Raw genomic sequence first — 20,690 nt, forward strand, 5'->3', positions numbered from 1 at the left:
ACCATCCTCGCAGACGAGCGCCAAAAATCAGCGCATTAAACTATATAAGGCGCGGGATCATACGGTGATTCCTTATATCTGTCTGTAAATTCTGGTCAAAGTTATTACGACTTGGTCAGTGCCTCAGTGCGCCTGGGCAAGATCCTGGCCTTCATAGTGCTGGGCAATGGCGCGAAACGCCGCCGTACTGTCCAGCAGGGACTGGCGGCCGGGATCGTAATACCCGGTATCGGCCCGAGTGGTGACAATAATGGTTTCGGTGGCGGGATCCACATAGATAAACTGGCCGTAGATCCCCTGGGCCTGGAAGTCTCCCTGGGATCCCAGGGGGATCCACCACTGATAGCCATAGCCGAAGAAGGAGCTGGAGCCCGGGTTGTCATAGCCGGGGGCCAGATGCGGCGCCTGCACCGTGGTGGACTCGGTCACATACGCCGCCGGCAGCAACTGTACCCCGTTCCAGTTTCCTCGATGCAGGTAGAGGCGGCCGAAACGAGCATAATCACGCAGGTGTACACTGAGACCACCCATGGCCAATTCCCGATGCCCACTGGCCTCACTGGCCTCGACGGTCCAGTAGGCATCCTGTTCGGCCCCCAGTGGTGCCCAAAGCTTTTGCGCCATATAGTCCGCCAGCCGCTCGCCCACGGCGTTAGCCACAACCATGCCCAGCACTTCCGAGTTGACGCTCTTATAGTCATTAAACGCCCCCGCCGGACGCTCCCGCTCCAGGCTGGGCAGGTACTCGATCAGGGGCATGCCAAACGCCATCTTCAGCGACATCTTGGCCACGTCGGAGGCGGGATCACTATAGTTTTCATTGAACTTCATGCCGCTGGACATGGTGGCCACCTGGCGGATGGTTACCCCGTCCCACTCACTGTCTCTAAGCTCCACCACATAGTCTGCCACGTTGTCGTCAAAGCTTTTGATCTTGCCCTCTTTAAGGGCGATACCCGCCAGCGCCGAGACAAAGGACTTGCCCATGGAGTTGGAGGCAAACAGGCTTAGTTCGCTGCTGCCATGACGGTAACTTTCATGGCGGATCACATCCTTTTGGATCACCAGCAGGCCAAGGGTGGCGCGCTCTTCGAGGAACGGCTCCATCGCCAGGCTGCGCCCCCCACTGACAAACCGCTCGGGCAGCGGCGCCTCATCCCGACCAAACTCGAACACAGCTCCCGTCGCCGGGATCCGGCGGGACGGCTGCAGTACATACATGTTCTGAAAGGTATGGATCAGGTTTTCCGGCTTGAACATCTGCACCATGGTCTGCAGGTTAGTCAGCTCGGCACGGTAGATAAATACCGCCCCACCCAGGGTCAACACCAGCAGCCCCACCATCAGGCCCAATCCTTTCAACAGTTTCTTCAGCATGATCACATCCCTTGGAGATCCGAAGCGTTAACAGCAAAAACAACATACCGAGCGGCCTATCAAAGGATGCTGTTCACGACAAAAATTAGCAACCAAAACAAACACAAAGGTATAAGTAAGGGCACTTATAAGTGCCCTCAATGCTATAGAGTGTTCAACGATCGCAGACCCGGTTACAGCAACCCCTGCTCCTTGGCCATGGTCAGCGCCAGATCTTCGATCATATCCTCCTGGCCCCCCACGGTGCGGCGGCGACCCAGCTCGATCAGCAGGTCCCGCGCCGATACCCCATATTTGGCTTCCGCCCGCTTGGCAAACAACAGGAAGGAGGAGTACACCCCGGCGTAGCCCAGGGTCAGGGCTTCACGGTCTACCCGGATCGGCTGATCCATGATGGGCACCACCCGATCCTCGGCGACATCCATGATCTTGTAGAGATCCACGCCGGTCTCGATCCCCATGCGGTGACACACGGCGGTAAACACCTCCAAGGGGGTATTACCGGCCCCGGCGCCCAGGCCCGCCGCCGAGCCATCGATACGGTTGGCCCCGGCTTCGATGGCCGCCAGCGAGTTGGCGATCCCCATGCCCAGGTTGTGATGGGCGTGGAAGCCGATCTCTGTCTCAGGCTTGAGTTCGCTGCGCAGCAGGCCGATGCGGGCGGTGACATCCGCCGGCAGCATGTAACCGGCCGAGTCGGTGGCATAGATGCAGTTGGCCCCATAGCTCTCCATCAACTTGGCCTGCTCCAGGATCTTTTCGGGCTCGACCATGTGGGCCATCATCAAAAAGCCCACTGTGTCCATCCCCATCTTGGCAGCCATGCCGATATGCTGTTCCGATACATCCGCCTCGGTACAGTGGGTCGCCACCCGTATGGTGTTGACCCCAAGATCGTGCGCCATTCTCAGGTGATCCACCGTTCCGATCCCCGGCAGCAGCAAGGCGGAGATCTTGGCATTTTTCATCTTGGGCACCACCGCCTTGAGGTACGCTTCGTCAGACGCCGCGGGGAAACCATAGTTAAGGGAGCGCCCCCCCAAACCATCACCATGGGTCACTTCGATCAGCGGTACACCGGCCTCGTCCAGCCCGGTGGCGATATTGATCATCTGCTCAGTGGTGATCTGATGCGCTTTGGCGTGCATGCCGTCCCGCAGACACATGTCATGCAGGGTGACTTTCTTTCCATTCAGGTCCATCTCAAATTCTCCTAAGCTCGTCAGATCAGCGCGCAGGCAGGGTCAGCTCGCCACTGGCGGCGTGCTCGGCAAACATTTCGGCGGTACGCAGGCCCGCCGCGGTCATGATGTCCAGGTTGCCGGCATACTTGGGCAGGAAATCCCCCAGCCCTTCGACCTCCATAAAGACCGACACTCGGTTGCCATCAAAGATGGGACCATTAACCAGGCGATAGCCGGGTACATAGCGCTGCACCTCCTCGACCATGTCCAGAATCGAACGGGTGATGGCGTCCCTGTCCGGCTCCCCTTCGGTCAGACAGTGGATGGTATCGCGCATCATCAGCGGCGGCTCCGCCGGATTGATGATGATGATCGCCTTCCCCTCTTTTGCTCCCCCAACCAGCTCGACACCGCGAGAGGTGGTCCGGGTAAACTCATCGATGTTCTGCCGAGTCCCCGGGCCCACGCTGCGGGAGGAGACGGTGGCCACGATCTCGCCGTACTCCACCGGCTGGACCCGGGACACTGCCGCCACCATGGGGATGGTCGCCTGGCCACCACAGGTCACCATGTTGACGTTCATGTTCAGATCTTTGGCCAGGGCCGACAGGTTCACCGGTGGTACACAGAAGGGGCCGATCGCCGCCGGCGTCAGATCCACCATGATCACCCCCAGCTCGTTGAGCTTTCGGCTGTTCTCGGCATGGACATAGGCCGAGGTGGCATCAAAAGCCACGCGAATGTCGTCCTCAATAATATGGGGCAGGATCCCATCCACCCCGGTGGCACAGGTCTTGATACCCATCGCCTCGGCCCGCTTCAGGCCCTCGGACTCGGGATCGATCCCCACCATCCACACCGGCTCGATCCACTCGCTGCGCTGCATCTTCATCAGCAGATCCGTACCAATATTGCCCGGCCCGATGATCACCGCTTTCAGTTTTTTACTCATGCTGCTTTCCTTGCCTGTTCGTTTTGAAGCACTGCGTGGCCTAATCGGCAAAACGCACACTGCAACTGCCTAAGCCCTCAATGGTCAGGCTCATCTCATCCCCGGCGCCCACCGGCTCCAGGGGGACCAGGGAGCCGGACAGGATGATCTCGCCAGCCTTGAAGGGAATGCCAAACACCCCTAGGGTGTTGGCCAACCAGGCCACGGCGGTCAGGGGATCCCCCTGCACCGCACTGCCAAAGCCCTCACTTAACGGCTTACCGTTTTTGCTGACCTTCATCAGCAGGTTGGGCAGATCCAGCTCCCTGGGATCCACCCGGTTATCGCCCAGCACAAAAACCCCACAGGAGGCGTTGTCGGCCACCGTGTCCTGGATCTTGATCTGCCAGTTATCGATACGGGAATCGACGATCTCGAAGCAGGGCATCACGCACTCGGTGGCGGCCAGTACATCCGCCTCGGTGACGCCCGGTCCCTGCAGATCGGCCTTGAGCTTAAAGGCGATCTCCCCTTCGGCCCGCGGCTGGATCAGGCGGTTCTCGTTCAGGGAGATCACCGCCTCATTGCCAAACTGCATCTGTTGGGTAATAAAGCCAAAATCCGGCTGGTGCACCCCCAGCATCTGCTGTACCGGCCGGGAGGTGACGCCGATCTTCTTGCCGACTATGGTGTCCCCCTCCGCTACCCGTCGGGCAATAAAGCGCTGAGAGATGTGGTAGGCATCTTCGACGGTGATGGGCAGCTCCCGCTCGGTAAAAGGCGTCAGGGTCTTGCCGCTTTTCAACGCCTCGAACAGCTCGTCGCCGTAGGCGTCCCTGTGTTGCTTATCCATAATACTTCCTCGTGGTCCCGTTTAACGCTGCGCTTTAGCCGTGGCGAATGAAGTCCAGACACTGACGGTTGAACAGATCTTCGTACTCCACCATGACCCAGTGGCCGCACTCGCTCAGCAACTGCACCCGGATCTGGCGGCAGTGCGCCATCAGGGTCGCCACCCCGTCTACCGGGCAGAACTTGTCATTCTGTCCCCACATCACAAACAGGGGGCAACCGAGTTCGGAGAGGCGTGCGGTCATGTTGGGCACTTCCATGGTGGACAGGACACAGGCGGGCTGAGTCTTCACCACACCGACCCGCTCCAGTACCGTCTCATCGGTCACCTGGCTGGCATCAAACAGCTGCAAACCAAGCAGACGCTTCATACCGGCTGGCTCATTGAGCTCCCCCGCGGCAAACGCCGCCGCCATCGCCTGGATCCCCTCCATCCGCTGGTAATATTCCGCCTTCTCCATCAGGCCACCGGGGGCCATCAGCAACAGCTTCTTGATCCGCGCCGGGTTATCCAGCGCCATCTTGAGGGCGATCGCCCCGCCCAGGGAGTTGCCCACCAGGGTCACCTGGCCAATGTCCAGCCGATCCAGCAGCGCCGTCATGGCATCGACAAAGAGATCCAGGTGATACTGAGTTTCCGGCTTATCACTCAGGCCATAACCCGGCAGATCCGGCACGATGGCGCGATAGCCCGCCTCGCCAAACACTCGGAAGTTGCCCTTAAAGTTGCTGTAGCCGCTGGCACCTGGGCCGCTGCCATGAATAAACAGAACTGCCTCCCCGGCGCCGGCCTCGTGGTAGTGCAGGTTTATCGGCTCATTGCACTGGGGCAGAGCCAACTGCACAAACTGTCCCTGGGGGATCGCACTCATGGGGTGCTCCTGTTACTGGAAAAATGCGGTGTACCGGACAAACCCGGCTCTTGTTGATGTTCGCATTGTGCCAATGCCCCGCCGCCAACTCCTCGTCCCAAAGGACTAAGCCAGCACCGCCCCCAGGGGCTAGGATGGAGCCAGTCATGGAAAGCCAGCCGAGCCCATACTGGATCGGCCCAAGGGGAAGGAGAGAGAATGCACAATCCGGTGGATTTTAGCGGCAAAGTGGTACTGGTCACCGGCGGTGGAAAAGGAGCCGGCAAAGGGATCAGCGAGCGCTTCCTCGAGCAGGGGGCCGAGGTGGTGATCTGCGGACGCAGTGAGCCCGACCAGCTGCCCCAGGGCGGAGGCAAGAGCGCGCTGTTTTTGCCCTGTGATGTCAAAGACGTTAGCCAAACCCAGGAACTGGTCGACGCCATTGTCGAGCGCTTCGGTCGACTGGATGTGCTGATCAACAACGCCGGCGGCGCCCCCCATGCCGACGCGGCCACCGTCTCTCCCCGCTTCTCCGAGTCCATCATTCGACTCAACCTGCTGGCCCCATTGAACCTGTGCCAGCAGGCCAATGCGGTGATGCAGCAGCAGGCAACCGGTGGCAGCATCGTCAATATCTGCAGTGTCAGCGCCAAACGCCCCTCGCCCGGCACCGCGGCCTACGGGGCTGCCAAGGCTGGCCTGATGAACCTGACCGGCTCGCTGGCGGTGGAGTGGGCCCCCAAGGTGCGGGTCAATGCCGTGACCGCTGGCTTAATTCTCACCGAACAGGCCCATCTGCATTATGGTGATGACGCCGGGATCGCCGCCGTCAGCAATACCGTCCCCTTGGGCCGGATGGCCAACCCCAGCGACATCGGCGATACCTGCCTGTATCTGGCATCCGATCTGGCCAGCTACGTCAGTGGTGCCGAGTTGACCGTCCACGGCGGCGGCGAAAAGCCGGCGTTTCTCGATGCCGGCAATGCCGGGCACTGATTGCAGGAGACCTCAATGTTATCCCAAGCCAGTTACACCACCTCTCTCGCCCTCTCGCTTCCCGAGGCCTGGAATACCCTCAGGGATCTGACCGCCGCCCAGCACTATGTGCCCGACGTGCAGGGATGTCAGCTGCACCCGGGGCCAGATCAAGGCATCGGCGCCAGTCGCCGGGTCACAATGGCCAAGGGACGCTGGCTTGATGAGAGCGTCATCGCCTGGCATGAGGGAGAGGGCTTTGTGATCCGCCTGCACAAAGGCGAGGCGGGGGCCCCCGCCCCCTTTGCCGCCGCCGAGTTCCACTACCGGCTCGCTCACGGCAGTGACGGCCAGACCCAGATCACCACCGCCATGCACTACCGCCTGCGGGGTGGGCCTCTGGGCCGGTTACTGGACAAGTGGCTGCTCAACAAGGCGATGCACAAGGCGGTAAGACGGATTGGACGCAACCTCAAACGCTACTACGAGACCGGTGTCCCCAGTAACACCAAACACTAAATAACAAGGATGAGAGTATGGCGACTTACGCAATGACCGGTGGGGCCACCGGGATCGGTGCCGCGATCAAGGCCCAACTGCTGGCCGAAGGCCACGAGCTGATCGTGGTGGATATCAAGGACGCGGAGATCATCGCCGATCTCAGCACCACAGAGGGGCGCAAGGCCGCCATCGACGGCATCATAGCGCGCAGCCCCAATGGCCTAGACGGCTTCGTCGCCTGTGCCGGCCTGGGCCCGGCTGCCCCGGCTCCACTGATCATCCAGGTCAACTTTTTCGGCGCCAAGGCCACGCTGGAAGGCCTGCGAGATCACCTGGCCAAGAAGCGCGGCTCGGCCGTGCTGATCGCCTCCAATTCCGGCGCCATGCCCGGGTTTGATCAGGCCAAGATCGACGCCATGCTGACCGGGGACGAGGACAAGGCCTGCACCCTGGCCGCCCAGAGCAACCATGGTCAGCTCTCCTACCTGAGCTCCAAGCGGGCCATCACCCAGTGGATGCGTCGCAGCGCCGTTTCCTTTGCCCGCGCCGGGGTACGCCTCAACGCCGTCGCCCCTGGCTTTACTCAGACACCGCTGACCGATGCCGCCAAGGCCGATCCCGAACTGGCCCAGGCGATGAGCCAATTTGAGAAGAGCATCCCTCTGGGACGTGCCGGCCAGCCGGAAGACATCGCCAAAGCGGTCGGTTACCTGCTCAGCGACCAGTCTGACTTTGTTCACGGCAGTGTGCTGTTTGTCGATGGGGGCTCCGATGCCATGATCCGTCCGGATCAGTTCTAACGCCCACAGCAACTGCATCAGGCCCGGTCTAACCGGGCCCTCTTTCCTTTAGCCCAAGGAGATCCCCATGGATCTGGAAAGCATCGAATTGATCAAACAGCTCAAGGGCCGCTACTTCCGTGCACTGGATACGGCCGATCTGAACACCATGGAGACCGTATTTACCCCGGACGGTCTGATCCACTATCGAGGCCCAAGCTACGACATTCGCCACCAAGGCTGGGAGGCACTCAAAGGCTTCTTTGTCGAAACCTTTACCGAGCGTCAGTTTGGCGTCCACCAGGCCAATCATCCTGAAATCGAGGTTCATGGCGACCGTGCCACCGGGATCTGGTATCTGCGCGACACCTTCGTCAACCTGGATCACGGCGTCCAGTTCGAGGGCAGCGCCGTCTACCAGGATGAGTACGTCAAGGAGAGCGGCCAGTGGAAGATCCACACCTCCCGCTACCAAAGGCTGTTTGAACAGATCAGTCCAATCCCCAAGGGGACCCAGCACACCGGCATCCCCACCAAGCTCAAAAGCGCCCTCGGCGCCTAAATAATTTGGGGTCAGAGTAAAAACTGCTGTGCTGCGCTCAATCCAGCGGCAGTTTTTACTCTGACCCCAATCCGCTTGATTCAATAAGAAGGGCGCCAGCATGCCACGCAACCCGAACCCGCGACTCACAGTCGGTCTGAGCTTTCTTACGGGCGCCTTTAGCGTTAACCCAGCGCTGGCCGCCCCTCTAGATCCAGCAGTAACGCCCCCTAATGTGGTGATCATGGTTGCTGATGATCTGGGCTTCGCCGATGTGGGTTACAAGGGTTCTCCCATCGAGACGCCAGCACTGGATTCGCTGGCCGCCGAAGGGGTGGAGCTGTCCAGGTTTTACACTGCTCCCATCTGCTCACCGACCCGGGCTGCCCTGATGACAGGGCGGGACCCCATGCGTCTGGGGGTGGCCTACGGGGTGATCCTGCCCTGGGACAGCGGCGGTGTGCACACCGATGAGCACTTTATGCCGCAAAGCTTCCAGGCCGCGGGTTACCAGACCGCGATGATGGGCAAGTGGCACCTCGGTCATGCTCAGCAAGCCTTCCACCCCAATAGCCGTGGCTTCGATGAGTTCTATGGGCATCTCCATACCGAGGTCGGTTTCTATCCGCCATTTTCTAACCTGGGTGGCAAAGATTTTCAGCATAACGGCGTCTCCATCGACGACGATGGCTACGCCACCTATCTCGCCGCCGACGCCGCCAGCCAATGGATAGAGCAAAGGGACAAGGACAAACCCTTCTTCCTCTATATGCCGTTCCTGGCTCCCCACACACCGTTGGTGCCACCGGTGGAGATCGCCGACAAGTACTCGCATCTCACCGATGACCGCCCGCTCGCTCGTAGTCCCTCCGACAAGATGCGACGCAAGGGCAACAACAGCAATGAGCTGCCCAAATACGCTGCCGTGGTGGACGCCATGGATCAGGCCATTGGCCAGATCCTGACGACCCTGGAACAGCAGGGCGTAGACGACAACACCATAGTGCTGTTCTTCTCCGATAACGGCGCCAGTCGTGTCCAAGGTCAGGGCGGGGGCGATAACAGCCCGCTGCGCGGCGGCAAGGCCGAAGTGTATGAAGGCGGCATTCGTGTAGTGTCCCTGATGCGCTGGCCCGGGCAGATCGAGGCAGGCAGTCAACTAAGCCAACCCATGTCGGTGATGGACGTATTCCCCACCCTGCTGACCGCCACCGGCGTAACCTATCAGGGTGACAAGGTCATGGATGGCCTGGACATGTGGCCGGCCATCACCCAAGGCACATCGGTCAAGCGCGAAGGCTACCTCATGTTCGGCTCGGAGATCCCCATCAAAGGCTCCTACAGCTTTACCGCGTTTAATGATGAGTGGAAGCTGGTGCAGTGGGTCGAGCAGGACTTGTATGAGACCAGCGTGGTCAACGAACTGTATAAGATCGATGAAGATCCGGACGAGTATCAGGATCTGGCCGCCGAGCACCCGCAGCGAGTGGCCGAGATGGCCGCCGCCATAAAAGATTGGCGCACCCTGCACCCGGCCAATGGCATACGCGGCAATGTGGTTGCCCCTCCGGGTTGGCACGCGCCGAAAGATTGGGCCGACTTCCCCCGCCCAACCGATACACTACAAGCCCAGCCTGCGCACTCCATGGCCCCCAGCCTGCCGTCGCAGTTTTTTCTCGATATGCGCTACGGCGAACGAGGCCGCCTGCTGTACGACTGCGGCAAACAGAGTTGGCGCGACGGCGATTGCGGCGCCCAGAGGCTGAAGCAAATGCAACAAATGAATCGATCCCGCCAGTCGAGTTTGGGGTCAGAGTAAAAACTCACGATAACCCGGACAGAGGGACGGCTGACAGTTTTTACTCTGACCCCAAATTGCTCATAAGCACTTGCTGGACCAGTTGGCTGGTGTAGTCGTTCACCTTCCAGTGATCCGGCGCCCAGCCATTGAGAAAGCGCTCGAAGTCCGCCACCGCATAGGGATAGAGCGCTCGCCACTCCCGCTCCAGCGCGTCCAGAGCGATGTCAGCCCGCCCCTTTAACGCCTGGCGCAAGCAACGCATATAGGTGTTCAGCCAATGCTCGGTGCGGTCCGCCAGCACCTCGCCGTGATAGATGCTGCCCAGCAGGTAGGCCAGATCCTTCACGCCAACGCCACCACCGACGTACTGAAAGTCCACCGCCGCGACGGCGTCGGCGGCAAAGCAGAAGTTGGCGAGCTTGGCATCGCCATGCACCAAGGTCTGAAACCGGGCGCCATTGAGTCTGGCATCGATGGCTGAAGCCGCTGCCTGCAACTCAGGCTGGGTCATTTCGGCCCACTCCTCGGGGCGGGTATCCAGGTGCCAGTAGGTGCCGATGGTCCAAAGCCCGTCTGGCGACACGCCGATAAACCGGGCATGGAACCGGGCCAACCAATCGACGCACAAGCCCACATCCGCCTCGCTGGCATCGGCCTCATCCACCAGCCGCCGACCGGTAAAACCGGCAGCATCAAGATCCTCCAACAGCAACAAGGCCTCACCATCAAACTCTTCCAGCCCCAGAACGCGGGGGACTCGACAGCTCTGATCACATCTTGAGGCATAGGCTCGGTAAAACTGGCACTCGACCTTGTAACTCAACAGCTTACGGCGGTGAGATAGGCTGCTATTCCAGCCTCTGGGATGCTGGCTCATGCTCGGCGGGGCAACCCGCTTGAGGATCACCGTCGTGCCGGGGCCGAGTGAGCCACCCGACAAACGCCAGCGCTCGATGGCGCCATAGCCACTCCACAGCGACTGCAGGGTATGGAGGTATGTCGCCGACGTGGCGCCTGACGACTCGAGCAATGCAGCGGGGAAGAGCGGGGTCATGGATCCTCAACAAGATAAATGCCTTCAACGAGGGGGCATTATCGCCACCTCAGCGAGTGGCGCCAAGTCAGGATCGCCAGTCATGAACTGTGTAAGGTTAGCAGCCAGTACGCGCCGACAGGTAGCGCGCACAATACCCGGCCATCTCACGATTGATCCTTTGTTTCGACAGACCAAACTCCGCCAAGCTGTAGCCGTGAGGCGGGGTGCCGCGATGGCACTCATGCTCCAACCTGGCGAGGATCAGATCCCAGGCTTCGCCACTCATTGGCAGTTCGATGGCCTGATAGAGATCCTGGATCACCTGCACCGGATCGGCCAGCATGGCGTCAAACGCCACATCATGAAATTGTGCCTCCGCCCCGGCGTCTCGAAACTGGGTGCATTGCGCCAGCCCCTCGATCATCTTGTCGCTCCAGAGTCGGCCGGCCACGCCAGGATAGGCTTTATCACTGTCGATCTGCCACAAGTGGTGGATCAGGCTGATCAGCGACGGCAGTGCCTTTAGCGGATCCCTGTGAGTTTGCACCACATGGGCACCGGGGAAGATCTTAAACAGCACATCGAGATGATGCAGATGGTGGGCCGACTTCAGTACCCAACGTTCAGCCAGCTCGCCGCGCTGGCGCTTCTGCCATTGAAGGAATTGCAACATCGCCTTGAGATAACGGTAGCCTTCGCTGTGATCCTGCCCCGCCAGCCAGGCACCATACTCCGGCAGATGGGCCATCGCTTCTGGATTGGTACTGTAAAACGCTTGCTCCAAAAGACAGCTCTCCTCGTCCACGGCCAGATGGTCCAACGGATGGATCCGATTGAGCTGAGGCACCACCTCCAGCATGGCAGCCATTTCCACTTTGGCCGCGGCGATGCGGGGATCTTTACGACTGCCGAGATCGCCATCGTTGAATGGCACCGGGAAGCGGGTCTCCCACCAAGCCGCCGAATAGAAGCGGGGATCCGCCGCCAGCAGACGATGGAGTAGAGTGCTACCGGTGCGGGGCAGCCCGACGATCACCAGGGGTGCCTCAATGCGCTCCTCCAGGATCTCTGGGAAGCGCTGGCAGTAGGCTTCAAACCTAAGGCGAGTACAAAGGATCTGCAACAGGCGCTGATGCTGACGTACCCGGCCTTCCGCATGCAGGTTCGCTTCACGGTTCAGTCCCTGAACCAGGCGGCGCAGAGAGGGCAGGAAGCGCCAAGGACCAAAATCGGACAAACCGGTCTGCTCCCTGGCCTGCTGCAGCAAAGTCTCCACATCGAGCAGCTTTTCCGACGCCAACAGACGATGCAATCGCGCCTGGCTCTTTTGCCGTGGCCCGGTGCCCGAAGCAGGCCTTGCCCCGGCCATATCCTGATTCGTCATCGCGCCGCTGTCCGCCCTGGCGCCCCCCACCGTTCGCCAATCCGTTTGCGTATTCACCGCACCCCCACTTTTATTGAATGACTAGACAATAAAATCACCGATTTGTGCCCGGATGCTTCGTCCAAATGGACGGTTGTGGACAAAAAGCAATGGCGGGTATTGAAGTAGTAAGCACAAAAAAGGGCCCTAAGGCCCCCTTTTCTCTCCAAAGTTCGGCTTACGCCTCGGGAGACGTTTCCACCATGGAGTGCGGAACAAAACGCGTGGCACTGATCACCCAGCGACCATCAATGCAGCGATACTCGTCATCGTAGAAGCCCCCCAGTTGCCGGGAGGCTCCCGTTCGAGCGTCAAGATTGAAGTAATAGAGGGCCCAGCGCCCCTTCGCTTCATTATCACTGAGCAAAGTGATCTCCGGATTTGCGCCATGGTGCAGATCGATGACATGGTCGTGACAGGCCGCTGTCTGATACAGATCGATGAAGCTCTCCCGATCCTCAAACACCCCAACCGGCCCGTAATCAATGCAAACAGGTCCCTGGGCAAAGCATTGGCGAATGTCCTCGACGTTCTTCTCGTCACAGGCGTTGAGGTAACGATGCTTGAGGGCGCGGATCGCCTCCAGTGCCTCCAATCGGGCCAGACGCTGCTCGAGGCTCAGTTTGGCTGCTTGAGTCATGCTTCGGCCTCCTCAAACTGCTCCAGGAAACGGAAGTTGTCCTCGCTCCAGTAGGCCTTCATCGCCAGGATCTTGCCGTCATCATCGAACCGCATCCAGTCGATGGTTGCGATCACCATGGGTCCCTGCTCGCCATCCAAGATCACCTCGAAGGGCACCAGCCCCTCGTTGACCGTGGTGCTGCGAACCGGCCCCTCCTGCCGTGCGCGAACCCGAGGCAATTTGCCCAGGCCGTCGCGGTAGAAGCGATCGATCGCCTCGATCCCTTCGATCTTCATCTTACCGACCGGATCCTCCACCACCGCGTCCACCGCATACATGGCGACGATCCCGTCGATCTCCTGCTGATCCACCCGCTCAATATACTGCTCCATCAATCGGGCGATCTCTTGGGTTGCTAACGCCATAAGGCCTCCTTACTGCGAAAAGGGACAGGGATGGGTTCGACTCAGGCCACTTCAAACAGCGCCGCAGCGCCCTGACCTCCCCCGATGCACATGCTCACCACCACATACTTCACGCCGCGGCGTTTACCCTCGATCAAGGCATGACCCACCATGCGGGCACCGGACATGCCAAAGGGGTGACCGATACTGATGGCACCGCCGTTGACGTTGAGGCGATCGTTCGGGATCCCGAGCTGATCGCGGCAGTAGATCACCTGACAGGCAAAGGCTTCGTTGATCTCCCACAGGCCGATATCCTCAATCTTGAGGTTATGGCGCTCGAGCAGTTTCGGAATGGCAAACACAGGGCCTATGCCCATCTCATCGGATTCACAGCCGGCCACTGCCACGCCACGGTAAATGCCCAGCGGCGCAATGCCTTTGGCTTCGGCGGCGTCACGGCTCATCAGCACACAGGCGGATGCACCATCGGATAACTGGGAGGCATTACCAGCCGTGATGTGCTGACCCTCTTTGATCCAGTGGCCGTCTTTCCACACTGGCGCCAGACCGGCCAGACTCTCTGCCGTGGTGGAAGCTCGGTTGCATTCGTCCTTCTCCAGCAGCACCTCCTCGAAGGTCACCTCTTTGGTTTCCTTATTGAACACCGACTTGGTGCTGGCCATGGGGACGATCTCATCATCGAACAGGCCGTCGCGCTGGGCTGCGGCGGTGCGCAGCTGGCTCTGCAGCGCATACTCATCCTGTGCTTCACGGGAGATCCCGTAACGCTCCGCCACCACTTCGGCGGTCTCAATCATCGGCATATAGGCCTTGGGATCTTTCGCCAGCACCGCCTTGGAGACGTTACGGTGGGTGTTCTTATGCTTGTTCTGCACCAGGGAGATGGACTCCAGGCCACCGGCCACGGCCACATCGTACTCGTCACACATGATGCTCTTGGCCGCAGTGGCGATGGTCATCAGGCCGGAGGCACACTGACGCTCCATCGCCATGCCCGCCACGCGGGTCGGCAGGCCTGCCGCCATGGCACAAAGACGGCCCAGGTTGTAGGCCTGAGTGCCCTGCTGCGCGGCGGCGCCGATCAGCACGTCATCCACCTCACTGGGATCGATCCCGGCCCGGCGCACGGCCTCGGCCACGACATGGCCCCCCATGGCCGGGGCTTCGGTGTCGTTAAAGGCACCGCGAAACGCTTTGCCAATCGGGGTACGGGCGGTAGAGACGATCACTGCTTCTTTCATGTTGTGCTCCTTGCCGATCCGGATCCGCCGGATCGTCCTTAACTGTGTGGGATCGATCGTTCGATCCCGCGGATGGCCGTGCTCAGGCCGACGCTTCGAGGCTACTTCTCGGGAAAATAGCGGGAGATGGTGTCGACCACGCAGGCGGGGCGATCCTCGCCTTCGATCTCCACCGTGACGCGGACGGTGGACTGGATCGCGCCTTTGATCTCCTCGACCGAGACCAACTCGCCGACGCCACGCACCCGACTGCCCACCTTGACCACGTTAGGGAAGCGGATCTTGCCGCAACCGACGTTGACCCCCATGCTGATCCCCTGCACATCGATGATCTGGGGCAGGAACAGGTTCACCAGCGACAGCGTCAGGTAGCCATGGGCGATGCAGGCACCGAACGGGCCATCCGCCGCTTTGATCGGATCGACATGGATCCACTGATGATCGCCGGTGGCTTCGGCAAACAGATCGATGCGGCCCTGATCGATCGCCAGCCAATCGCTATGGCCCAGCACCTCACCGACACGGGCCTGCAGCTCAAATGGCGTCTTAAATACTTGCGTCATGTTCAAGCCCTCTGGCTGGAAGCGGAGATGATCTCACCGGCCATGTAGCTGGAATAATCCGAAGCCAGGAACATCATGATGTTGGCGATCTCCCACACTTCGGCGGCACGGCCGAAGGCTTCCCGCGAGGCCAGCTCCTTGAGCAGGGACTCCGGTGCCGACTTGCGCAGGAAATCGTGCAGGGCGATGGAGGGGCTGACCGCGTTGATGCGTATGCCATCTTCCGCCGCTTCCAGTGCGCTGCAGCGGGTAAAAGCCATCACACCGGCCTTGGCCGCGGCGTAATGAGCCTGCTCTTTTTGCGCACGCCAGCCCAGTACCGAGGCGTTATTGACGATGGCGCCGGACTTGCGCGCCGCCATCTTCGGCAGCATGGCACGGGTCATCCGCATGGTGCCGGTCAGGGTCACGTCCAGAACCAGCTGCCACTCCTTGTCGGTCATCTCGACCACCCGCTTGGAGCCACCCAGTCCGGCGTTGTTGATCAGTACATCGACGCCACCCAGCTTTTCTTCGGCGGTGTCGACCAGATCCTGCACCTGCGCTTCATCGGTGACGTTGCACACTTTAAAGTGGATCTCTTTCAGGCCCGTCGCGGTCTGGATCTTATCCACCGCCTCGGCCAGCCGGCCTTCGTGAATGTCGCTGATCATCAGCGCGCGACAGCCCTCTTCCGCCGCACGCAAGGCGGCGGAGAAGCCGATCCCCGCGCCGGCGGCGGCAGTGATCAAAACGGATTTCCCTTCCAGCAGGTTGTGGCCTGCAACGTATTGGGGGTTCAACATAAAACACTCCTTGTGAATAAGAGCAGGTCCTAGGTTCGGGCTGCGCCCTGCTAGGTTCCTAAGAGCAAGAGAATTGGCTTTTTTGCTTTTGCTGTTAGAGCCTAGGCTCCTTCCTAGGGCCTAGGCTCTTTCCGAGCAGGCCGTAGCCCGCCCCAGCGTTACCGCCCTTTCGGCTCTTTTGGCATGCCCAACGCCCGTTCGGCGATGATGTTGCGCTGAATTTCGTTGGTGCCACCATAGATGGTGTCGGAGCGGGTAAACAGGTACATGGACTGCAACCGGGTCAGGTTGTAGGGGCCGCTCTCCACCAGCTCACTGTCCGGGCCGAGCACGTCCATGGCGAGCTTGCCCAAGTTGGCGTGCCAGGTTGCCCAGTACAGCTTGTAGATCATCGCCTCACGCTGCAGGCTGCCATCCTGACCGCCGGACAACATGCGCAGGCTGTTGTAGCGCATGATGCGAAGGCCCATCCAGGCATCGGCAATGCGTTGACGCAGGCTGGGATCCTGCGCCGCGCCGTTTTCCTTGGCGATCTGGATGATCTGATCCAATTCGTTTTGAAACTGCATCTGCTGGCCCAGGGTCGACACACCGCGCTCAAAGCCCAGCAGCGCCATGGCGATCTTCCAGCCTTCACCGGGCTGGCCGACAATGTTGGCCCCATCGGTCACCGCGTCGTCAAAGAACACCTCGTTGAACTCGGAGGTACCGGTGAGCTGCTCAATCGGACGTATGGTGACCCCGGCCTGGTCCATCGGCACCAGCAGGAAGGAGAGGCCTTTGTGACCAACGCTGCCCGGCTCAGTGCGGGCGATGACAAAACACCACTCGGACTCGTGGGCCAGTGAGGTCCAAACCTTCTGGCCGTTGATCACCCATTGGCCGCCTTTGAGCTCTGCCTTGGTTTTCACCGCCGCCAGATCCGAACCGGCGCCCGGCTCGGAGTAGCCCTGACACCAGTACTCGGTGCCATTAACGATCCCCGGCAAGAAGCGCTCCTTCTGCTCCTCGGTGCCAAAAGCGATGATAGTGGGACCCGCCAGGCCTTCACCGATGTGGCCAGCATGACCCGGACCGCCGGCGCGCGCGTACTCTTCGTGAAAGATCACCTGCTCATTGATGGACAAGCCACGGCCGCCATACTCCTTGGGCCAGCCAACGCAAAGCCAACCGGCTTTGGCCATGTGCTGCTCCCACACTTTGCGCTCTTCCGGGAAGCTGTGCTCGTCACCCGGGCCGCCGCGAAACCGCAGTTGCTCAAACTCGCCGCACAGGTTCTCTTTGAGCCAGGTGGCGATCTCACTGCGAAACTGCTCTTCCTGCTGACTGAAACGTAACTGCATGCTCTATTCTCCCAGCAGGTGCTTGGCGATGGCTTCGCGGTGAGTGGCCGCGCTGCCCAGGAAGGTCTCACTCGATTTGGCCCGCTTGAAGTACAGATGCGGATCGTACTCCCAGGTAAAGCCTACCCCGCCATGCAGCTGGATCGACTCCGCCGCACAATCAAAGAACGCATCGGAGCAGTAGCCTTTGGCCAACGCCGCGGCCTGCGGCAACTCGGCGCCCAGCGCTTCCCCATCAAGAAACTCCTGTGCAACGCAAGCCGCGTAATAGACCGCACTGCGGGCACACTCCACCTGCACCATCATGTCGGCGCAGCGATGCTTAATCGCCTGGAAACTGGCAATGGCGCGACCAAACTGCTGACGCTCCTGCAGATAGTCCACCGTGATATCCAGGCACTGTTGCGCCCCGCCGGTCTGCTCTGCGGCCTGGGCAATAGCGGCCAACTGCAGCACCTGTTCCAGCACCGGCCAGCCTTCACCGGCACCGCCCAGCAAGGCCTCGGATCCAACATAGCACTGGCTCAAACTCACTTTGGCCTGCTGACGGGTTTGATCCAGGGTCGGTGTCCAGACTCGGCTGAGTCCTTCACTGTCTGCCGTCAACGCAAACAGACTCACGCCCTGCTCGCCGCTGCTGCCTTCGAGGCGAGCGGCGACGATCAGCAGATCGGCGCTGTGACCATTAGGCACGTACTTCAAGTCCCCTTCCAGCACATAGCCTTCGCCCTCTGGCCGTGCTGTCGCCGTCACCGCGGCCGCATCCCATCGGTTGCTGCCGGTGTAAGCCAGGGTTGCGGTGAGGCTGCCTTCGGCGATCTGCGGCAGCCACTGACCTTTTTGCTCTTCCGAGCCGGCCAGTAACAAGGCAGGGGTGGCCAGACAGACCGTGGCATAAAAGGGGGAGCACAGCAGGCGGCGGCCCATCTGCTCCAGCACCACAGCCAACTCGACATACCCCAGACCCAGGCCACCGAACTCTTCAGGAATGGTGAGGGCCTGCCAGTACATCTCTTCGCACAGGCGTTGCCAAGTGTCGGGCAGGTAACCCGGTTCGGTGGCCATGGCGCTGCGCACCGCCTCCGAACTCGACAGCTCTGCCAAATAACTTTCGGCAGTGTCGCGGATCATCACCTGCTCCTCGGTGAAAGCGAACTCCATGTTTGCGCTCCTCGAGTGGGGAAAGAGGGATCATCAGACCCCAGTTTTGATGACCCCCATCATGGCCGGATAAAGCCAGCGCGTGATCGGCCGAATGGACGATGTTGTTGGCCATCGAGAAACAACAAAGGGCACCTTCCGGTGCCCTGATATGGAGTAAGCAGAACCTCGGCTCAAATGGCCAAATGGGTCGCCAGGAAAGTCAGCAAGACCTCATCGGTCTTTGCCTTGGTATCGTCGTCCTGACCGACGACATAGCCGTAATGCACACACTTGTTCATCACCGAACCGCTCTGCATGCGTGCGGCGATCCGCTCGACACGTGTGGTTTCCAGTGGGAAATCAACAATCGGAGTGCCATCCATGCTGGAGTGACCGATGCGGTTGTACTGCACCTCACAACCGGCGACGTAGGGTGACTTGGGTGATAACTGGCGCGGTACCTGCACTTCCCAGGCATGACCTGCCCCTTCATAGACATGGGCTTCCACCACGTTGCCTGCAGCCTGGATCTCTTGCTCCCGCAATGCACACGCCGCCAAATCGTTGGAGGCATCTTCGGTGCCACGCAGCGTCAGCAACGGCCCGCCGGTGATCTTCTCGCTCTGTAAATTCTGGAAACAGGGACCATAGTAATCAACATGGGCGGCAAAGCCCGGCGCATCACCGATCAAAGCCTGACGGATCCGCTCATCCATCCCAAGACGCGCCGCCATACCGCCATAGGAATAGCCACCCACACCAATCTTGCTGCCATCGATCTCTGGGTGGGTCCGCAACAGCTTAAGGGCAGCGTAGGAATCGGCAATCGCATCGAATTCTGTCACCGACAGCACACGGCGCATGTAGTTGATCTCAGTGCTGGCCCCACGGGGGGCATAGTAATCCACGACAAAGGCCGCATAGCCGTTATCTGCCAGCATCTGACCGTACTCCATCTCCCGGCCTGGGGAGATCCCGCCGCTGCCGTGCAGCAAGATCATCGCGGGTACCGGGGCATCTACACTTGCCCCTTCCGGCATAAACAGGGTACCAACGCCGATGGTCGGCTCGGCCTGCGTGCCCTTAGCCAACAACACATCCAGATCAAACGGCGTCTGGGTTTGATAGTAGATCTCCCCCTGCTGGCCAGCCTTAAGCTGGGTCTGTGGTTCAGGAAAGTTCGGAAACTCTGGGGCAATCAGCTTAGCCACCAGGTTCATGCCGCCTCCCAGGTAGAAGCCCCCCACCAGTACCAAGGCAAGCACCGCGATGGATCCGAAGATCCGCACTAACCACTTTTTCATTATTCTTCTCCAATCCTTTATTTACTTAGGGGCTCCATAAATTCAGTCTGACGACATGCCAAGCGGGTCAGATCCTTCAAACGGACTAGAAAGGCGATAAATGCCGATTTTTATTAGATGATTAACCAATATAGAAAGGAGGAAACATAGCGCAAATAGAAGAACCAGGAGCTGAGTGGCCAGGCACTCGTCACCCAGCCTTCGACGCCTCCAGCGCAACGAAGAGCGAGTGGCGTAATTCGGGGTACTCATACGCCAGAGCCTTGAGAGAAGGCATGCATGCCGCAATACCAGGGATGACAAAGAGCGACCGACGAAAAAAGCCCATCCTTTCGGGCGAACCGGAACCGATGTGCAGTATCGCAGTTCGGTAAGGTAGAGGCAGGGGTGAGAGCGACCGTTGCGAAGCGACGCAGCGCTCGAACGCGGAGATAGGAGTCGCAGCCGGGCTTTGAAGGAGGCCATGGATGGCCGTATGAAAAGCCGATAGGAGGGATCCTACAGGGGGGCTTCTAAGGCGTGTTCTACAGAGACGAAAAAGGCCCTGTCCGAAGACAGGGCCTTGATCTCTATCTCTTAGCAAGAGCCGTGCTGACAGACAGGGACGTATTAATGCCGTGAGTCCATGGATGGGCAGGAACGGCGGGCGGTGTGTACTCTATCTCACCTCGGCTCACATGGACGCTCTGCGAGCAGCGTCTGGCGATGACCTACTCTCACATGGACTCATTCAAACGGCGCCACACTACCGGCGCAAAGGCGTTCCACTGACCGCCAAGGCCCCGCCTTGGCATCCCTGCCACTGTGGCATTTGTTCATCCTGAACGACAGATACGGAAATGCCGGCTATGCAGGAGCAATTACCGGCGCCCAGCTCTTGGTAACCGTGGCATGGGAGCATGCGGGGCCACAGCGCTATTGCCACACAACGAAAAAAGCCCATCCTTTCGGATGGGCTTCTCTCTAAATAAGCGCTTGGCGGTGACCTACTCTCACATGGGAACTCCCAC

The 20,690-nt window shown here is 60.0% G+C and carries 20 protein-coding genes; 5 read left to right on the forward strand and 15 right to left on the reverse strand.

Translation table 11 applies throughout. The annotated features are described in order from the left end of the window. Positions 1–123 precede the first annotated feature (123 nt). From AC2D8U_RS15740 to AC2D8U_RS15760, 5 genes are all read right to left on the reverse strand, one after another. Positions 124–1,377: a serine hydrolase domain-containing protein gene (locus AC2D8U_RS15740; RefSeq protein WP_484620021.1), complete on the reverse strand. Its 1,254-nt coding sequence runs from the start codon at positions 1,375–1,377 to the stop codon at positions 124–126. 173 nt (positions 1,378–1,550) lie between these two features. After that, positions 1,551–2,579, reverse strand: a complete 1,029-nt coding sequence (gene dmpG / locus AC2D8U_RS15745) for a 4-hydroxy-2-oxovalerate aldolase (RefSeq protein ID WP_484620022.1) — start codon at positions 2,577–2,579, stop codon at positions 1,551–1,553. 25 nt (positions 2,580–2,604) lie between these two features. Further along, complete coding sequence (locus tag AC2D8U_RS15750) at positions 2,605–3,513, reverse strand: acetaldehyde dehydrogenase (acetylating) (RefSeq protein ID WP_484620023.1); 909 nt, start codon at positions 3,511–3,513, stop codon at positions 2,605–2,607. 40 nt (positions 3,514–3,553) lie between these two features. Continuing rightward, positions 3,554–4,345 carry a fumarylacetoacetate hydrolase family protein gene (locus tag AC2D8U_RS15755; RefSeq protein ID WP_484620024.1) on the reverse strand — a complete coding sequence of 264 codons (792 nt, stop codon included), beginning with the start codon at positions 4,343–4,345 and terminating at the stop codon, positions 3,554–3,556. Between the two features lie 34 nt (positions 4,346–4,379). Continuing rightward, positions 4,380–5,216, reverse strand: coding sequence for an alpha/beta fold hydrolase (locus AC2D8U_RS15760; RefSeq protein ID WP_484620025.1), 837 nt, complete (start codon positions 5,214–5,216; stop codon positions 4,380–4,382). 198 nt (positions 5,217–5,414) lie between these two features. Here AC2D8U_RS15760 and AC2D8U_RS15765 point away from each other — a divergent pair, with 198 nt between their 5' ends. From AC2D8U_RS15765 to AC2D8U_RS15785, 5 genes are all read left to right on the forward strand, one after another. Further along, complete coding sequence (locus AC2D8U_RS15765) at positions 5,415–6,191, forward strand: SDR family oxidoreductase (protein ID WP_484620026.1); 777 nt, start codon at positions 5,415–5,417, stop codon at positions 6,189–6,191. A gap of 15 nt (positions 6,192–6,206) precedes the next feature. Further along, positions 6,207–6,689, forward strand: a complete 483-nt coding sequence (locus AC2D8U_RS15770; protein ID WP_484620027.1) for an SRPBCC family protein — start codon at positions 6,207–6,209, stop codon at positions 6,687–6,689. Between the two features lie 17 nt (positions 6,690–6,706). Next, the gene (locus AC2D8U_RS15775; protein ID WP_484620028.1) at positions 6,707–7,471 is read left to right on the forward strand and encodes an SDR family oxidoreductase; all 765 of its coding nucleotides are present in this window, start codon (positions 6,707–6,709) and stop codon (positions 7,469–7,471) included. 67 nt (positions 7,472–7,538) lie between these two features. Then, positions 7,539–8,012 (forward strand): nuclear transport factor 2 family protein, encoded by a 474-nt coding sequence (locus tag AC2D8U_RS15780; protein WP_484620029.1) that lies wholly within the window; start codon positions 7,539–7,541, stop codon positions 8,010–8,012. A gap of 100 nt (positions 8,013–8,112) precedes the next feature. Further along, positions 8,113–9,810 carry a sulfatase-like hydrolase/transferase gene (locus tag AC2D8U_RS15785; RefSeq protein WP_484620030.1) on the forward strand — a complete coding sequence of 566 codons (1,698 nt, stop codon included), beginning with the start codon at positions 8,113–8,115 and terminating at the stop codon, positions 9,808–9,810. A 40-nt stretch (positions 9,811–9,850) separates the two neighbouring features. On the opposite strand, the gene AC2D8U_RS15790 is transcribed toward AC2D8U_RS15785, so the two are convergent. The 10 genes from AC2D8U_RS15790 to AC2D8U_RS15835 form a co-directional block, all read right to left on the reverse strand. Further along, positions 9,851–10,846, reverse strand: a complete 996-nt coding sequence (locus AC2D8U_RS15790; RefSeq protein ID WP_484620031.1) for a phosphotransferase — start codon at positions 10,844–10,846, stop codon at positions 9,851–9,853. Positions 10,847–10,943: 97 nt separating this feature from the next. Beyond that, positions 10,944–12,269 (reverse strand): sulfotransferase family protein, encoded by a 1,326-nt coding sequence (locus AC2D8U_RS15795; RefSeq protein WP_484620032.1) that lies wholly within the window; start codon positions 12,267–12,269, stop codon positions 10,944–10,946. 160 nt (positions 12,270–12,429) lie between these two features. Then, entirely contained in the window at positions 12,430–12,891 is a 462-nt protein-coding gene (locus AC2D8U_RS15800; protein ID WP_484620033.1) for a nuclear transport factor 2 family protein, read from the reverse strand. Then, positions 12,888–13,298 (reverse strand): nuclear transport factor 2 family protein, encoded by a 411-nt coding sequence (locus tag AC2D8U_RS15805; RefSeq protein ID WP_484620034.1) that lies wholly within the window; start codon positions 13,296–13,298, stop codon positions 12,888–12,890. The genes AC2D8U_RS15800 and AC2D8U_RS15805 overlap by 4 nt, the downstream gene beginning before the upstream one ends. Positions 13,299–13,339: 41 nt before the next feature. Beyond that, positions 13,340–14,542 carry an acetyl-CoA C-acyltransferase gene (locus AC2D8U_RS15810; protein ID WP_484620035.1) on the reverse strand — a complete coding sequence of 401 codons (1,203 nt, stop codon included), beginning with the start codon at positions 14,540–14,542 and terminating at the stop codon, positions 13,340–13,342. Positions 14,543–14,643: 101 nt separating this feature from the next. Next, the gene (locus AC2D8U_RS15815; RefSeq protein WP_484620036.1) at positions 14,644–15,105 is read right to left on the reverse strand and encodes a MaoC family dehydratase; all 462 of its coding nucleotides are present in this window, start codon (positions 15,103–15,105) and stop codon (positions 14,644–14,646) included. A gap of 2 nt (positions 15,106–15,107) precedes the next feature. Next, on the reverse strand, positions 15,108–15,890 hold the full coding sequence (locus AC2D8U_RS15820) for an SDR family oxidoreductase (RefSeq protein WP_484620037.1): 783 nt from the start codon (positions 15,888–15,890) through the stop codon (positions 15,108–15,110). 158 nt (positions 15,891–16,048) lie between these two features. Beyond that, on the reverse strand, positions 16,049–17,233 hold the full coding sequence (locus AC2D8U_RS15825) for an acyl-CoA dehydrogenase family protein (protein ID WP_484620038.1): 1,185 nt from the start codon (positions 17,231–17,233) through the stop codon (positions 16,049–16,051). Positions 17,234–17,236: 3 nt separating this feature from the next. Next, positions 17,237–18,394 carry an acyl-CoA dehydrogenase family protein gene (locus AC2D8U_RS15830; protein ID WP_484620039.1) on the reverse strand — a complete coding sequence of 386 codons (1,158 nt, stop codon included), beginning with the start codon at positions 18,392–18,394 and terminating at the stop codon, positions 17,237–17,239. A gap of 173 nt (positions 18,395–18,567) precedes the next feature. Next, complete coding sequence (locus tag AC2D8U_RS15835; protein WP_484620040.1) at positions 18,568–19,680, reverse strand: dienelactone hydrolase family protein; 1,113 nt, start codon at positions 19,678–19,680, stop codon at positions 18,568–18,570. Positions 19,681–20,690 lie beyond the last annotated feature (1,010 nt).

This window comes from Ferrimonas sp. YIN67 (assembly GCF_057219095.1).

What these genes read in the sequence shown, in the direction of transcription:
- AC2D8U_RS15740 (WP_484620021.1), bottom strand. Translation starts at nt 1,377, where the DNA reads ATGCTGAAGAAACTGTTGAAAGGATTGGGCCTGATGGTGGGGCTGCTG.
- dmpG (WP_484620022.1), bottom strand. Translation starts at nt 2,579, where the DNA reads ATGGACCTGAATGGAAAGAAAGTCACCCTGCATGACATGTGTCTGCGG.
- AC2D8U_RS15750 (WP_484620023.1), bottom strand. Translation starts at nt 3,513, where the DNA reads ATGAGTAAAAAACTGAAAGCGGTGATCATCGGGCCGGGCAATATTGGT.
- AC2D8U_RS15755 (WP_484620024.1), bottom strand. Translation starts at nt 4,345, where the DNA reads ATGGATAAGCAACACAGGGACGCCTACGGCGACGAGCTGTTCGAGGCG.
- AC2D8U_RS15760 (WP_484620025.1), bottom strand. Translation starts at nt 5,216, where the DNA reads ATGAGTGCGATCCCCCAGGGACAGTTTGTGCAGTTGGCTCTGCCCCAG.
- AC2D8U_RS15765 (WP_484620026.1), top strand. Translation starts at nt 5,415, where the DNA reads ATGCACAATCCGGTGGATTTTAGCGGCAAAGTGGTACTGGTCACCGGC.
- AC2D8U_RS15770 (WP_484620027.1), top strand. Translation starts at nt 6,207, where the DNA reads ATGTTATCCCAAGCCAGTTACACCACCTCTCTCGCCCTCTCGCTTCCC.
- AC2D8U_RS15775 (WP_484620028.1), top strand. Translation starts at nt 6,707, where the DNA reads ATGGCGACTTACGCAATGACCGGTGGGGCCACCGGGATCGGTGCCGCG.
- AC2D8U_RS15780 (WP_484620029.1), top strand. Translation starts at nt 7,539, where the DNA reads ATGGATCTGGAAAGCATCGAATTGATCAAACAGCTCAAGGGCCGCTAC.
- AC2D8U_RS15785 (WP_484620030.1), top strand. Translation starts at nt 8,113, where the DNA reads ATGCCACGCAACCCGAACCCGCGACTCACAGTCGGTCTGAGCTTTCTT.
- AC2D8U_RS15790 (WP_484620031.1), bottom strand. Translation starts at nt 10,846, where the DNA reads ATGACCCCGCTCTTCCCCGCTGCATTGCTCGAGTCGTCAGGCGCCACG.
- AC2D8U_RS15800 (WP_484620033.1), bottom strand. Translation starts at nt 12,891, where the DNA reads ATGACTCAAGCAGCCAAACTGAGCCTCGAGCAGCGTCTGGCCCGATTG.
- AC2D8U_RS15805 (WP_484620034.1), bottom strand. Translation starts at nt 13,298, where the DNA reads ATGGCGTTAGCAACCCAAGAGATCGCCCGATTGATGGAGCAGTATATT.
- AC2D8U_RS15810 (WP_484620035.1), bottom strand. Translation starts at nt 14,542, where the DNA reads ATGAAAGAAGCAGTGATCGTCTCTACCGCCCGTACCCCGATTGGCAAA.
- AC2D8U_RS15815 (WP_484620036.1), bottom strand. Translation starts at nt 15,105, where the DNA reads ATGACGCAAGTATTTAAGACGCCATTTGAGCTGCAGGCCCGTGTCGGT.
- AC2D8U_RS15820 (WP_484620037.1), bottom strand. Translation starts at nt 15,890, where the DNA reads ATGTTGAACCCCCAATACGTTGCAGGCCACAACCTGCTGGAAGGGAAA.
- AC2D8U_RS15825 (WP_484620038.1), bottom strand. Translation starts at nt 17,233, where the DNA reads ATGCAGTTACGTTTCAGTCAGCAGGAAGAGCAGTTTCGCAGTGAGATC.
- AC2D8U_RS15830 (WP_484620039.1), bottom strand. Translation starts at nt 18,394, where the DNA reads ATGGAGTTCGCTTTCACCGAGGAGCAGGTGATGATCCGCGACACTGCC.
- AC2D8U_RS15835 (WP_484620040.1), bottom strand. Translation starts at nt 19,680, where the DNA reads ATGAAAAAGTGGTTAGTGCGGATCTTCGGATCCATCGCGGTGCTTGCC.